This window comes from Paenibacillus macquariensis (genome assembly GCF_900156375.1).
Classification (GTDB): Bacteria; Bacillota; Bacilli; order Paenibacillales; family Paenibacillaceae; genus Paenibacillus_AQ; species Paenibacillus_AQ macquariensis.
The window spans coordinates 358,999-372,774 of sequence record NZ_FTNK01000001.1; the positions used below are offsets into that span (position 1 = coordinate 358,999).

Sequence of the window (13,776 nt, forward strand, 5' to 3'; positions counted from 1 at the left end):
AATATTGTGTTCATTTCTTAAAAATCTTCTATGCCTAGTATGTTCATTTCGTTCTTGAGTAAACCACAACTATCCTTAGGATCATTCCAATGAAAACAAACCTTATATTTTAGTTAACTAGATATTGAAGATGAAATTCGATACAATAGTATTAAAGAATCAAAAAAATAACCCATATAGGGAAGGTGAACTGGTTGCCTCAAGAGTCTAAGTCTATCAGCTATGGTGGCCAAGCCGTCATTGAAGGTGTCATGTTTGGCGGAAAGAATATCAACGTTACCGCTGTGAGACGTAAAAACAATGAAATCACATTTTTAGAAGTGCCCCGTGAAGATAAATCATGGATAAAGAAATTACGTAAGATTCCTCTTATTCGAGGTATTGTCAGCCTTATAGATTCCAGTGCAAAGGGATCAAAGCATTTGAATTACTCAGCGGATGCCTATGCGGATGATGAGACTTCACCAGAAGAACGTGTCCAGCAGAAGAACAAGGAAAAATCCAGCATGAGTCTTACGATGATGATTGGTGTTGCTGCGGTCGGAGTACTTTCTTTTATCGTAGGTAAGCTAATTTTCACACTCCTGCCTGTATTCCTTGAAGATTTCATCTTTGGCGAGTTGTTTAATAATTACATTCTGCATAACTTAGTAGAAGGTGTAATCAAACTTGCACTTCTCCTCGTATATCTTTGGATCATTACTTTAACACCCGTTGTTAAGCGCTTATTTCAATATCATGGCGCAGAACACAAAGTCATTACCACCTTCGAAGCTGGCGAAGAATTGACAGTAGCGAATGTACAGAAGCATAGCCGTCTTCATTATCGTTGCGGTAGCAGTTTTATGATGCTTACCATTTTACTGGGCGTTATCATTTATTCGGTCGTACCGTGGGACAATATGGTGGACCGTGTTTTACAACGTCTTGTTTTATTACCAGTCGTTATGGCGGTTTCTTTTGAATTTCTGAAGTTCACGAATGCGATGAGAGATATTCCAGTCTTACGATTCTTAGGGTATCCTGGACTCTGGTTGCAGTTACTTACAACGAAAGAACCGTTAGACGAACAAGTAGAAGTCTCCATTGCTTCCTTTAATCGAATGAGAGAATTAGACGTTGAGATTGAGAACTCAAAGGTTAATTCATCCCTCCGAAACGGAGTATTAGATGCTGTGAAAGGATGAGGATACGATGAAGAGTCAATCTTTTGTCTCGTGGACAGTAATCATACTAGCAGCATTAGGTTTACTGAACGATGTCGTATACGGGAATTTCCAGTTACTCAAACATCTTCTTCTCCCAGTCCTTGTGTTTGTAGTGATATTTTTATTATTCAAATTCAATCAACCTAAACGATTCAAGCAGCCCAAAGTCAAGCCATCGCGTAAGACCATGGATAAAGTATCTGGGATCAATAAGAGCTCCTCAAGCCCAGCTTCTGCAAAGAAAAAAAACTATCCTTTTCAAGTAATTGAAGGCAAAAAGGGTAAAAATGATGATCAAATGCCTAAATATCATTAAAGCCTATAAAAAGAAGGTAATCGTTACATCCCTATGGATAATAACGATTACCTTCTTTTTATTTTTTAAAAATATCATTTTAAGATTTCCACGTACCAAAGAACTTATTTCCTGCTTCAAACCCCGATTGGAATAATGCCTTGCTCACCTCTTTCGTCATATGGAAATTAGTAGTGCCCACACCCAACGTAGGAATTTTGATTGTACGAACACTCGTATCCCGTTCGATATACCTTTCATCATGTGCTGACAGCATCGTCTCAAACAACGCCTGTAGCATCGTAAAAGGTCCTCGAATGGTGTGCGGCCGTCCTTCTTTCTTACCAACCATCTGAAAACCTATGGTAGGAATGGGTAGCCCCGTCGCCCTCGATACCTCATCATCAAATAACCAAAGTGGGAAATTACTTAATAGCGCACCGTCTACGATATAAACGAACTGCTCTGCGAACGATTTATCCTTAGCTGCAATCCCCGTTTGTCTGAGTCTCACCGGATCGAAGAAATACGGAATACTTGTGCTCATTCTCACGGCTTTCGCTATTTCAAACTTGTCAGGGCTAAATCCAAATTCCTTCACTCCATCAGGTAGAATTAATATTTTTCCATTACTGATATCAGAAGCGACAATCTGTAATTTCCCGGGAGGAAGATCAGAGAAGGTTGATATTTGTTTCTCTAACAACACATTTCGTATCCATTGTTCAAGTGCCTCTCCTGAATATAAGCCCTTTTTCAATAATACTCGAAGTGGTGGACCAATAAATTTAGTATTAAATAAAGCTGACCTCTTTAGAAAGGACGTAAAAGGCGTCTGGTTGATGATCTCGTTCATTTCATCTGCAGTAAATCCTGCAGCCAATAATGACGCTACGATGGCACCTGAAGACGTCCCAGCAAGCCTGTGAAAGACCACATGCGCCCTCTCCGCAGATTTAACAGCACCGACTAGTGAAATCCCTTTCACCCCGCCTCCTTCAAAGACGGCATTAATTAGCATACACAAATCCCCCGTTTACTCATGATAATGTTATCTATGAGCACGGGGGACTTTTGATGACTAATTATGATAATTACTGCTGGCTGTAATATGAAGTCAGTTCGGGAACTAATCCAAGTGGATTCTTCAGTATATCTTTGGCACTAAAAAATATACTTCCACCCACATCAGGCTTACTTGCATTGAATTTCAGTTGGTTAATAATTTCTTGTGCACTCTGCCAACCAATTTCGGTGGTACCCAGTTTATAAGGTGCCTGACCGATATACAGGCTTACGTCTGTCCCCTTCACTTCATTTGCCCACCAACTCACCAACGTATCATATTTCACTTCGGGTCTAGATAAGCTCCAATATATTTGTGGAGCGACATAGTCAACCCAGCCATTCTTAATCCAGGTTCGAATATCTGCATAATAATTATCGTAGGCTGTAATGCTAGCTTTGGTATCAGAACCCGTAATATCCACACTCTTGTTACGCCATACTCCAAATGGACTTACTCCAAAGGCTATTTGAGGCTTAACCGCATGAATCGATTGATCTAATTGTGCAATGAATTGATTTAAATTGTCACGACGCCAGTTATCTTTCGACGCTATTTGATTTGGATTATATGTTCTAAAGGTACTGTCATCATCAAACGTAACGCCTGTTGGATAGAAATAATCATCGAGGTGAACACCATCAATGTTATATTTCGAAACAACTTCCATAATGACTTCATTCACATGTGCACGTGCTTCCGGAATGCCCGGGTTAATAATAAGCTGGCCTTTGGCATTCACAATCCATTCTGGATGTTCTATCGCAACATGATTGCTTGCCAATTTGGATGTCACTGTATCCGTATTCGCACGAAACGGATTAAACCACGCATGAAATTCCATACCTCTCGCATGTGTCTCATCTATCATATATTGAAGTGGATCATAGCCAGGATCCATCCCTTGCTTCCCTGTTAATACTTTAGACCATGGCACTAATGTCGATGGATATAATGCATCTCCTACTGGACGAACTTGAACGAATACTGCGTTGAAGCCGATGGCCTGTAGACGGTCAAGCATAGTAGTATACTCTTCTTTCTGCTTTTCCACTTTTCCATAGGAAGCTGCTGAAGGCCAATCCAAGTTATACACACTAGATACCCAAGCTCCTCGAAGAGAAGAGAGATCTGTTCCGGTATCACCACCGTTGTCAGGCCATGATGTAGCACTGCTTATTAATGTCACACTTTGTTCTAACTGATTCCAATTCACCTGTAGTCCAAGTGACTCTCCTACGAACCGCAAAGGCACCATTGTACGATTATTTCTGGATTGTACCGAGGTTTCCAAAGGTACCACAGAACCATTTACCAACGCTGTCTTCTTCCCATTAACGAGTTGAATAGAAGCTGTATCACTCTCAATCGTGACTGTCTTCGTACTTTGAGACCAAGCTACTGTAGCCCCTAACCCCTCACTAATCACGCGTAATGGAACTAATGTTACATTTAATTTGGGAAGCACATAGGGTGGAGTATCACTTGTAAGTTCAACCCCATCTAGTAGAATCTTAATACTTTTACTAGTCTGTGCTTGAGCTGTAAAACTTGTTAAAGGTAGCATGATGATTGCAATGAGTGCCATGATGATCCATCTATTAAACTTCAAAACTATCCCTTCCTTTCAATCCATAGATTATATATGTAATAAACAATAAAAAAAGCACCTGTCTCTGATGGGGGGACAGATGCTATGTTTACGAATCACTGACTAATTCCTTATGAACATCACGTAATTGTTGGATACGTTGTTCGTCCCGACGAAAATATTCTACAAGCATCTCAATCTGAGTAATTGAGTCCCAACTTAAATGGTGTTCAATTCCTTCAACATCATTATATATATTTTCATGTTGAACGCCGATCAACGTTAAGAATTGTTCTAACAATTGATGGCGGTCTACTAGGCGCTTACCAATTTTCTTCCCTTTTGTCGTTAAAATAAGACCACGATATTTCTCATAAATGAGATATTCATCTTTGTCTAATTTTTGAATCATCTTGGTAACGGATGAAGGATGAACCTCTAATCCTTCGGCTATATCCGAAACACGCGCATAACCTTTTTCATCGATTAGCTTATAGATGCGCTCTAAGTAATCCTCCATACTTGGCGTTGGCATCTTCTTCCCTCTTTTCTCTTGACGAAGATTATTAAGATACATTCGTACGTAACTCGATAATCCATCTCTAATAAACGTGATTCCAAATTCCGAATACCTGCTTATGTAATGATACATGTTTAACAAGACACTTTGCAAGTCCCGACGTTGATGGATAACTCTGAAGTCAAATTAAAATTTCAGCCAATCAGGTGTTATTTGTTGTAGCCAAATCGTAATTTTAAACATTTGATCTGTAAATAGCAAGACCCCCATCAACAGCATCAATGCTCCACCGATCTTCATCATCAGATTGGAATACTTCAGAATCCATTTCGTCGATCCAATAAAGAACGCAAGGATAAAGAACGGAATCGCAAATCCAACCGTATATGCTGTGATCAACGCTAACCATGTTCCAGGCTCACTAACCGCCATTGCAATAATGGCAGCAAGAATCGGCCCTATGCATGGAGACCAACCCGCTGAGAAGCCAATTCCAAATATAAATGACCCTATGTATCCTGCTGGCTTAAATTTCAAATCCATCTTACGTTCTCTCATTAAAAATTTCGGTTGAAATATACCCATTAAGAAGAGACCCATCAACATGATCAAAATAGCAGACAACTGTCTAATTAATCCTCTGTTATCTGAGAAAAAATGACCAAAGAATCCAGCACCCAATCCAAGGGAATAGAACACAACAGAGAATCCAAGAATAAAAGCCAAGGTATGAGTCATGGTCCGGAATCGGACTTCTTTTTTATTCTGCTCAGTCTTAATCTGTTGGACTGACATCCCTGTAATATAAGAGAGATACGAAGGATAGAGAGGCAAACAGCATGGTGAAATAAATGAAGCCAAACCTGCCATAAACGCAAGAGTTATATTAATTTCCACGCCTTCACCTCCTAATTAGGTAGACCTTTTTTTCCGATCATCGTTATAATCAGCATTGCTATCAATAGTAGAACAATTGTTGCACCTGGAGCTAGATTCCATATACCCGCCACCATCAAGCCGATCACAACCGCTGTCTCCGCAAATACGACAGACAATATGACCGAAGTTTTGAAACTTCGTGCAATCAGTAGACTAATCGCTACAGGAATCGTTAATAGAGCCGATACTAATAAAGCCCCTACTATTTTAATCGCTGTACTAACTACGAGAGCTGTAAGGATCGTAATTAACATATTAAGCAACTTCACGGGTAGTCCACTTACACTAGCAGCATCTTCTTCGAAACTTAATACAAAGAACTCTTTAAAGAACAGGGATATTACAAGCACTACAATAACTGTAACGCCTCCAACCACATACAAATCCATCGTATCTAACGTATAAATACTTCCGAATAAATAGCTCATGACATCCGTATTATACCCCATTCCTAATGTAAAAAAGAGAGAGGCCAACGCAACGCCACCGGACATAATAATCGCAATGGATAACTCAGCATAACTTTTATAAGCTTTACGCAATTTCTCAATAGCGAAGGATGCAAGTACCGCAAATACCAAACCTGCTCCAAGAGGATACACTTCAATTAGAAAACCTAGCGCAACACCAGCGATGGTCACATGAGCAATGGTATCTCCAATCATGGAAAGCCTCCGAAGCACTAGAAAGATACCAATGAGAGGGGCTGTTAATCCAATAAGTATTCCACCGACAAGCGCTCGTTGAAAAAAATCACTAAACAAAATTTCAAGTGGCAATAATAACGTCTCCTTATTCTGTTTCCATTTAACTAAAAGATAATGAATGTTCTAAATTACGCTCATCGCAATTTTGCAGATCATGAGAATGTCTAACAAAAAATTGAATATTGCCATTCTTTTGTTTCGGTGTTGTTCCTAAGTATCCTTCAATCATATCCAGATCATGAGATACCATTAAGAAGGTCATATGATGATGTGCATGCATGTGAGTTATAAGTTCAAAAAAACTCGCCTGCGTCTGCGCATCAATACCAACCGTAGGCTCATCCAACACAAGTAAATCCGGATGGTTAATGAGAGCTCGTGCTAGAAACGCACGTTGTTGTTGCCCACCAGAGAGCTCTCCTATCCGCTTACCCGCAATATCCTGTATACGCATGACTTCTAATGCATCATCGCACTGTTGTTGCATGGCACGACTAACACGTCGGAAGAGTGATTTGTTGTTGTACATTCCTGAGAGTACGACCTCACGCACAGTGGCTGGGAATAACGGATTGAAATTGTTTTTTTGCGGGACATAGCCAATTCTCTCCCAGTCTTTAAACTTTTCAATGGGTTGACCGAATAAGTTTATATTCCCTTTTTCCGTAGGTAGTAGCCCTACAATCATTTTCATCAAAGTAGACTTCCCTGCTCCATTAGATCCAATGATACCCACAAAGTCGCGCTCTTTCACAGCAAAATTCACATCTGACAATACCTTCTGATTTCTATATGAGAAAGATACGTTATCTATTTCAATGATGTTCTGATGACAATTTTGGGCCGTCAGTGACTTCACAAGTACTCCGCCCTTCTAATTAAATTCTACCTTTATTTTAAGGCTATAATTAAATTTTGCAAATTTCTATTCATTAAAGTAAAGTAATCCTCTTTATTCTTTTCCTGTTCTTGCGTCAAACCCTCTAGAGGGTTAAGTACCATAGTCTCTACATCAGCTTCACCAGCCAGCGTCTTCGCTAATCGATCTGATACCAATTCTTCAAAAAAGATATACTTAATCTTTTCTTCTTTCACGAGTTTGGCTAATTTGATTAAATCCTGTGCACGAGGTTCTGCATCGGGAGATAATCCCATAATCGAATGCTGTGTGAGACCGTAATCACGTGTCAAATACCCGAATGCTTGATGAGAGACTACAATTTCCTTATTTGGCATTTTCGCTAGTTCAGATTCAAATTTTTGATCCAACGCTAACAATTTATCATTCAAGACTTGGTACCTTTGTTCATATTGACTCTGATGACTTGGATCAACTTCTATGAAACTATTCTTAATGTTCTCAGCCATCACGAGCGCCGATTTGGGACTCACCCACGTATGTGGATCCACATGATGCTGATCTGCATTTATATTCTCAGTACTAGTCACTTCGCCGTGATCATGAGCGTCATCACTGTTCTCGGATTCAATCAGTTTCACACCTTTACTTACTTCCACAGCCTTAACTTTACTATCTTTATCAAGTGCTTTTAGAAAACCAGGAACCCAGCCTTCTAATCCTGCCCCATTATACATAAATAATTGAGCCTTCGACGTATTAACAATTTCTTGGCTTCTCGGTGTCCAATCGTGAGGTTCTACACCCACTGGAAGCAGATTAATGACATGGGCATTCTCTCCACCGATCAATTGAGCGAACTCATAGATAGGATAGAACGTCGTCACCACATTCACTTTGCCTTCTTCCATACCACCGTTTGAGGTGCTCCCACATCCGGTTAACATCATTATAAAGATTAATATTACAATGAAGGGCGTAATCCCATAGTTTCTTTTTTTCAACTTCAAATTCAACTCCTACCTTTAATCGTAATCATTACCGTTAACTAATTATAGAATAGGCTAGATTCAATTGTCAACAGGAACGCCCAAGAAGAAACGGTATCCTCAGATGAGGATACCGTTCTCTATTTACACTATTCTTATCCATTTAACCGTATTACTTTACAATAGCCCCGTTAGGCATATTATCTGGAACAGTCGCTAATGTTAGTTGATCACCATGCGAAGCAGCTAAGATCATACCTTGTGACAATTCTCCACGCAGCTTAACTGGCTTCAGATTAATAACGCAAATCACTTTACGACCTACTAATTCCTCAGGCGTATAAAATTTAGCAATCCCAGATACGACCTGACGTTGCTCAAATCCTAGATCCAATTGTAGCTTCAGTAGTTTATCAGCTTTCTTCACTGGTTCAGCCGAAATGACTTGAGCAATGCGAAGTTCTACTTTAGCGAAATCCTCTATCCCAATTTCTTCACTATGCTCAACAGGTTCTTGATCCTTAGCTTGCTCTAGCACTGCCGCTTCTGCCGCCTTTACTCCGCCGGACATAGCCTCTGCAATATAAGCAACTTCTTGCTCTACATCTAGACGAGGGAATATAGGATCACCCTTCACTAGCTTCGTTCCTGCTGGGAACAACCCGAACACTTTACCACTATCCCATGATGTAAGTTCGCCTTGCTCTAATCCAAGTTGCGCCCAAATCTTTAGAGGGGCCTGAGTTAGATAAGGTTGTAATAGAATCGATGCAATACGCAAGCTTTCGACAAGATGTGTCATGACTGAAGCAAGTTCATTCACTTTTGATTCATCTTTGGCAAGAACCCAAGGTTGAGTCTCATCAATATATTTGTTACTACGACTTACAAATTGTCCAATCACAGTTAATGCAACAGAGAACTCCATATTTTCCATGGACTCTTCCACTTTGTCATAGGTCGCTTTGGCTAATTCTTCAACCGCTTGATCGAATGGTGTTACACCCGCTTGATAGGCAGGCACAATTCCGTCGAAATATTTATCTACCATAGCTACAGTACGATTCAACAGGTTCCCTAAATCATTAGCAAGATCTGAGTTCACTCGTTCAACGAAGCTCTCAGGTGTGAATGTTCCATCTGAACCAAATGGTACTTCACGAAGTAAATAATAACGTAGAGAATCTAATCCATAACGACTAATCAACGTAACTGGATCTACGACATTCCCTTTCGATTTAGACATTTTACCGTCTTTCATGAGTAACCATCCATGAGCAAACACTTTCTTCGGTAACGGGATGTCTAATGCCATTAGAATAATCGGCCAATAAATGGTATGGAAACGTACAATTTCTTTACTCATCAAGTGAACATCAGCCGGCCAGTACTTATCAAATAACTCCGTATTGTCTGACCCATATCCCAAAGCCGTAATATAGTTAAGCAAAGCATCAATCCATACATATATGACATGTTTGGGATCACTTTTAACCTTGATACCCCAGTCATAAGTCGTACGTGATACTGCTAAATCTTCAAGCCCAGGCTTGATAAAGTTGTTAATCATTTCATTCTTACGAGACACCGGTTGAATGAAATCAGGATTATCCTCGTAATGTTTCAATAGACGATCGACATACTTGCTCATCTTGAAGAAATAACTTTCTTCCTTCACACGTTCTACAGGTCTACCGCAGTCAGGACAGTTCCCATTTACAAGTTGACGTTCAAGGAAAAAGGATTCATCAGGGGTACAATACCAACCTTCGTATTCTCCTTTATAGATATCGCCTTGTTGTAACAAACGTTCAAATACATCTTGAACAACCTTCTTATGGCGCTCTTCTGTCGTACGAATAAAATCGTCATTAGAGATATCTAACGTTCCCCATAGTTCCTTAATTCCTGCTACGATATCGTCTACAAATTGTTGAGGTGTTTTACCTGCTTCAGCCGCTTTGCGTTCAATCTTCTGCCCATGTTCATCTGTCCCAGTCAAATAACGAACATCATACCCACGCAGTTTCTTATAACGAACCATTGCATCTCCAGCTACAGTCGTATATGCATGACCAATATGTAGCTTGTCACTTGGATAATAAATCGGAGTTGTTAAATAAAATGTTTTCTTCTCAGTCATTTGTCATCATTCCTTTCAAAATATAGTTCGTTTGTCTGCTTGGTAAACCCTAAAAACACAAAAAAACTCCTATCCCCATATGGGACGAGAGTTATCTCACGTGTTACCACCCAAATTCCCTTCACCTTTGCAGGTGACAGGCTCCATCAGTCCCGATATGACTCGAAACTGTCCATTAACGCTGGCACACGTTGTCCCCTCACGAAGAATAACCCATAGGGATCCTTCAAGCTCGAAAACAATTCCTCCCGGACCATATTCTGAGAATCCACCTAGACCGGTTTACAGCTACCCCGGCTCTCTGTACTAAACAGTATTCTCGTACTCATCCGTTCCTCGGAAATCAACATATATAATTCAATATACTTAAGATTGTTGTTACTTGTCAAGTTACACACCAGGTTACTCTAAAGAGGCTAAAGCATCCCCTCAGCCCTTCCAAGGAGGTACTAGATCAACGCCTCCAGGGTGGAAAGGATGACACTTAGCTATTCTTCTCACAGCAAGCCAAGTGCCCTTAGCTGCGCCATGGACCTCAATGGCTTCAAGTGCATACGCAGAGCATGTTGGATAGAACCTACAAGTCGGTGGTTTTAAGGGGGATATGAATTTACGGTAAATAACAATCGGTCCCTTTATTACTTTACGAGATAAAGTCATCTTTAACGATCTCCATTCGCACCCACGAAACCTACCTTACCCTCTTCTTTCATAAGGGGCTGGCAATCTTCACAATATCCAAACACTTCGAATTTATGTTTAACCACTTGAAAGTGTTCCGGAATATCCGTTAAATTCATTGGACAGAATTCAATGGGGTGCGTCTTCTGGCACTGCAAGCAAATCATATGGTGATGATGTTGTTGGACTTCACTGCAATGCACTTTAAATTTGGCACCATCTTCAAAAATAATCTGCTCCAATACGCCCAGTTCCTCCATAACACGCAGGTTACGATACACTGTATCAAAGCTGAGACCACTATATTTTTTACCCATATAATCGTAAACTTCTTTTGCCGATAAAAAATCTGATTGTTCACCAAATAACTTGGCAAGCGTCTTACGTTGGTCCGTTATACGAAGTCCTTGAGCCGACATCACTTCAATGATATGTTCTGTGGACAACACTACGCTCACCCTCCTAAAGGTTTGTAAGTATACCTCTACGTAATCATTACTACTATTAATAATAATGCAACAAAACGACACTATCGTCAATTGTGCACTCAGTAACTCCCTATTCAATTCATTAACCAAATAAAAAAGGACCTCACATTTTAGTGAGATCCTCTATTTTATAATAATATATGAGTGCTTTACTTTTGTACTGGTAATGGTGAGAAGATGAAATTCACTGGTAAATTACTACCTGGTGCTGCTGTGAACCAAATCTCAACTTTTTGTTCAAAATTGCCTGTGCGATAGAGTACACTCGTATCATTTGGAGAAGCGAGCGATCCCTCTGCCCCATTACCTTCAGGTACAGATACAATTTCTCCATTGATGAGGACCATACCGGAATATTCTCCACCACGTGGATTAAACGTGATAAGTGTATTTGGCGCAACTCGATTCATACTAATCTTATACATAACCCCAAAATTACCAAGATTGGATTCTGTTAAACCTGTCATACCATCTACACCGCCAAGATTTGGATCTCCTTTGTTATCACCTAAAGAGATACGTTGAGCCGTTGAACCAATCAGCTCATTATATTCAATAAGACGAGTAGCATCTGGATAGGTTCCGCGATTGTGTACGCCATCTCTTGCGAGATCTTGTAAGTACGGCAGACTTGTAAGAACATCTTTGTTAGCATCAATCATAATGACCTTATATTCAACAGGAGACTCACTGTACATATCCGCCAATAATGAAATAACTTGCATTGGTCTCATCTTCAGTTCATTTAATTCGTTAAATATAATCTTACTCTCACCAGGAGCAAGTACGATATCCTGTTTTGCAGAACTATTTCGCATGGATTGGAAATAACGTTGTGCAGACAACTTACCTACTAATGTTGCATACATATTAGGACCTGCAAATCCAGAATCCTGAATATTTATAGTTGTTGGTTCCAAATTCTTATTCGTAGCTACCACATACATCTTCACATCTTTACCTACTGCATTAACATGATGAATCATAAACCGCGAAGCACCTGATGTCGTCTCACGATACACCACACCTTCGGAGTAGACTGTTTCAGGGCTATTACTACGAATTAATGTTACTTGCTCCGAGGTCACAGTATACGGCACTTGAGGCATCGTAGGTACGACAGATCCATCAAATTTGTATTGATTTCCTATTGGTGCGAATAACTTATTGAAATCCGTCTCATTGTACAACAATTCTTCAGTAATATTAATTGTTTTCTCAACAACGCCTACTGCACCATGTCCATCCGTTACTTTAAGTTGAATCGTCACTGGTCCTGGTTTGAAGAATGCTAACTTTTTATTAACCCATTCACGTTTTACAATATCATTCTCATCATCGGTACTTTGATCTGTTATGGTAATGATTTCACCCATTTTATAATCTGTTTTATCTGTCGTAAATATAGCTACAGGCGGTAAATTAGGTGCCTTCACTTGAATCGTCAATGAGTAGGGATCGCTCCAGTCTCCATTACTATCAAGTACGGAGTAGGTTACCGTGTGAGGACCAACCTCCTGAAAGATTTCTTGATTCCCTTCCCAGCGCTCTTCAACAATAGGTAGTCCTTTAGGGGAGTAAGCTTTCGATTGATAAGTGACCTTTGTCTCTCCTGCAATGACTTCTTTCTCCTGAATCGTGAACAAAGCCACTGGTTTAGTAGATAGACTCAGAATAACTCGCTTCTGTACTGCATCTACGGTATATGGAATATTAAGTGCTTGCGTAATGGACGTCAGCGGAACCATAAATACATTCTTCTGTTGGTAGGCCGCCCCTTTCATTTCTTTCGCTACACCGTTAACTGTATAGATCTTACTATTGAGCTTAAACCGTAATTCATTACTGCCACTTATAATAATTGTCTCTTTCGTCTTACCATCATATGTAAGCTTAAGACCAACACGATCCACCATAGAACGAACAGCCACATACGAGACGCCTTGTTTCACCATCATCGGTTGACTTGATGTATATAACGTACCATTCTGATACATTTTATCGCTATTCATCATAAGAATTAGGTCACTTGGGCTAGCTGAAATCGGCTGTACACCATCTATATCGAGTGGGGAAGTAATCTCCAAAGGATTGGTTCCACCTGCTCCACCACCATATACATCTTGTGTTACTACTCCATTTTGCTCTAATTCTACGGAGTTATTATCCGCGCTTGCAGTATTGAGAAGTGCCGTCTGAGACAACGAAAACACCGCTAATATTGCCAATATTGTAATTTTCTTGAAATTCATTATTTTGCTCCTCTATCCCATTATTTCTGTATAAAAAT

The 13,776-nt window shown here is 40.0% G+C and carries 13 protein-coding genes and 1 other annotated feature; of the genes, 2 read left to right on the forward strand and 11 right to left on the reverse strand.

Annotated elements, in window-relative coordinates:
- Window positions 1-194 precede the first annotated feature (194 nt).
- Window positions 195-1,187 (forward strand): DUF1385 domain-containing protein, encoded by a 993-nt coding sequence (locus BW961_RS01695; protein ID WP_068589794.1) that lies wholly within the window; start codon window positions 195-197, stop codon window positions 1,185-1,187.
- A gap of 7 nt (window positions 1,188-1,194) precedes the next feature.
- The gene (locus BW961_RS01700) at window positions 1,195-1,524 is read left to right on the forward strand and encodes a hypothetical protein (protein WP_068589790.1); all 330 of its coding nucleotides are present in this window, start codon (window positions 1,195-1,197) and stop codon (window positions 1,522-1,524) included.
- Between the two features lie 79 nt (window positions 1,525-1,603).
- On the opposite strand, the gene BW961_RS01705 is transcribed toward BW961_RS01700, so the two are convergent.
- From BW961_RS01705 to BW961_RS01755, 11 genes are all read right to left on the reverse strand, one after another.
- Window positions 1,604-2,524, reverse strand: coding sequence for a patatin-like phospholipase family protein (locus BW961_RS01705; RefSeq protein ID WP_068589788.1), 921 nt, complete (start codon window positions 2,522-2,524; stop codon window positions 1,604-1,606).
- Between the two features lie 73 nt (window positions 2,525-2,597).
- Complete coding sequence (locus BW961_RS01710) at window positions 2,598-4,181, reverse strand: family 10 glycosylhydrolase (RefSeq protein WP_068589786.1); 1,584 nt, start codon at window positions 4,179-4,181, stop codon at window positions 2,598-2,600.
- Window positions 4,182-4,269: 88 nt separating this feature from the next.
- Window positions 4,270-4,695 carry a transcriptional regulator MntR gene (gene mntR, locus BW961_RS01715; RefSeq protein WP_068589784.1) on the reverse strand — a complete coding sequence of 142 codons (426 nt, stop codon included), beginning with the start codon at window positions 4,693-4,695 and terminating at the stop codon, window positions 4,270-4,272.
- 171 nt (window positions 4,696-4,866) lie between these two features.
- Window positions 4,867-5,577, reverse strand: a complete 711-nt coding sequence (locus BW961_RS01720; RefSeq protein WP_455430247.1) for a cytochrome c biogenesis CcdA family protein — start codon at window positions 5,575-5,577, stop codon at window positions 4,867-4,869.
- Window positions 5,578-5,588: 11 nt separating this feature from the next.
- Complete coding sequence (locus BW961_RS01725; protein ID WP_068589782.1) at window positions 5,589-6,398, reverse strand: metal ABC transporter permease; 810 nt, start codon at window positions 6,396-6,398, stop codon at window positions 5,589-5,591.
- A gap of 28 nt (window positions 6,399-6,426) precedes the next feature.
- On the reverse strand, window positions 6,427-7,185 hold the full coding sequence (locus BW961_RS01730) for a metal ABC transporter ATP-binding protein (RefSeq protein WP_082867614.1): 759 nt from the start codon (window positions 7,183-7,185) through the stop codon (window positions 6,427-6,429).
- A gap of 32 nt (window positions 7,186-7,217) precedes the next feature.
- A complete protein-coding gene (locus tag BW961_RS01735; RefSeq protein WP_068589939.1) occupies window positions 7,218-8,135 on the reverse strand; it encodes a metal ABC transporter solute-binding protein, Zn/Mn family in 918 nt (305 codons plus the stop codon).
- Between the two features lie 211 nt (window positions 8,136-8,346).
- Window positions 8,347-10,317 carry a methionine--tRNA ligase gene (gene metG / locus BW961_RS01740; protein ID WP_068589780.1) on the reverse strand — a complete coding sequence of 657 codons (1,971 nt, stop codon included), beginning with the start codon at window positions 10,315-10,317 and terminating at the stop codon, window positions 8,347-8,349.
- 77 nt (window positions 10,318-10,394) lie between these two features.
- Window positions 10,395-10,663, reverse strand: a binding site (T-box leader).
- A gap of 83 nt (window positions 10,664-10,746) precedes the next feature.
- The gene (gene yidD, locus BW961_RS01745; protein WP_068589779.1) at window positions 10,747-10,977 is read right to left on the reverse strand and encodes a membrane protein insertion efficiency factor YidD; all 231 of its coding nucleotides are present in this window, start codon (window positions 10,975-10,977) and stop codon (window positions 10,747-10,749) included.
- Between the two features lie 2 nt (window positions 10,978-10,979).
- A complete protein-coding gene (locus BW961_RS01750) occupies window positions 10,980-11,447 on the reverse strand; it encodes a Fur family transcriptional regulator (RefSeq protein WP_068589778.1) in 468 nt (155 codons plus the stop codon).
- Window positions 11,448-11,635: 188 nt separating this feature from the next.
- Window positions 11,636-13,738, reverse strand: coding sequence for a copper amine oxidase N-terminal domain-containing protein (locus BW961_RS01755; protein WP_068589776.1), 2,103 nt, complete (start codon window positions 13,736-13,738; stop codon window positions 11,636-11,638).
- Window positions 13,739-13,776: the final 38 nt, after the last annotated feature.

Coding starts and splice junctions, on each gene's coding strand:
- BW961_RS01700 (WP_068589790.1), top strand. CDS start 1,195: ATGAAGAGTCAATCTTTTGTCTCGTGGACAGTAATCATACTAGCAGCA.
- BW961_RS01705 (WP_068589788.1), bottom strand. CDS start 2,524: ATGCTAATTAATGCCGTCTTTGAAGGAGGCGGGGTGAAAGGGATTTCA.
- mntR (WP_068589784.1), bottom strand. CDS start 4,695: ATGCCAACGCCAAGTATGGAGGATTACTTAGAGCGCATCTATAAGCTA.
- BW961_RS01735 (WP_068589939.1), bottom strand. CDS start 8,135: ATGATGTTAACCGGATGTGGGAGCACCTCAAACGGTGGTATGGAAGAA.
- metG (WP_068589780.1), bottom strand. CDS start 10,317: ATGACTGAGAAGAAAACATTTTATTTAACAACTCCGATTTATTATCCA.
- yidD (WP_068589779.1), bottom strand. CDS start 10,977: ATGACTTTATCTCGTAAAGTAATAAAGGGACCGATTGTTATTTACCGT.
- BW961_RS01755 (WP_068589776.1), bottom strand. CDS start 13,738: ATGAATTTCAAGAAAATTACAATATTGGCAATATTAGCGGTGTTTTCG.